We start from the raw sequence: 843 nt of genomic DNA, 5'->3' as shown, positions 1-843 counted from the left end.
TCTGTCTGCGTGAGTATGTTGACGGTAATTATACCTGTTATAGAATTTTTCGCCGCATTTCTCACGTATTAGACGATGAAGAATTCCTTCAGCCGGGATATGTAATGCTGAGCCTGGTCGACGACGTAGTTAACTCCGCAGAATGACATGACCGCCTCAATCATTCAGCGATTACCACCAATCAGCGATAGGGCGCGATCTGCCCTATCCGTTGTTATGCGTGATTTTTACGATCGTGTTGGGCAATTTTTGCCAAAAAAATTTATTCAACCCAAATCGCCGCGTAACACTGAGCGTCGGGCGCCGGCTGATCTGTCAATTATTGAGCGCCCGCTGTGGGAACAAATACCACATGAATACGATTATTTTCACCCATTTTTTAATGGTACCCCTCAATTTATTGGTAGTTATTTTGCTCGTAAATATGCAACACTCTATCAAGAAAAAGGCTCAAAAGCTGCTAATACTTTTTTACGCACCTGCGGTTTAACTCGTTGCACCGAAGTACAGCAGCAATACGCCATTGAAAATGCGGGTAAAAGTCTTATAGCGCAAACATTCTATAAACAACTGTCAACATTGCCAACTTACGACAAGATCGACGTTGATGAACTCGGCGCAAAGATTGCCGGGTATATGCAAAATCTAATTATCAAATTTTTAGAAACCGACGAATTTAAGCTGAGTTGTGTTGGTGAAAATAGTCATGAGTTAGCTATCTATAAATTCGCATTAGAACAACTTAAACCATTAAAAATCACAGCCCCCTACTACGCCGATTATGAAAAAGACGAGATCACAGCGCAACAAATTGTCATAGCGCTTGCTAAATTATCGGACGAC

Annotated in this window: 1 protein-coding gene; it reads left to right on the top strand. The window is 41.6% G+C overall.

The features are described 5' to 3' along the window. Positions 1–147: 147 nt before the first annotated feature. A partial coding sequence (locus tag J3U35_RS05620) for a hypothetical protein (RefSeq protein WP_267360121.1) occupies positions 148–843 on the top strand: 696 nt, incomplete at its 3' end.

The organism is Gilliamella sp. B2717 (assembly GCF_026536675.1).
Lineage (GTDB): Bacteria > Pseudomonadota > Gammaproteobacteria > Enterobacterales > Orbaceae > Gilliamella > Gilliamella apicola_I.
The sequence above is the reverse complement of the archived record's forward strand: the minus strand, read 5'-3'. Positions and strand labels throughout refer to the sequence as shown.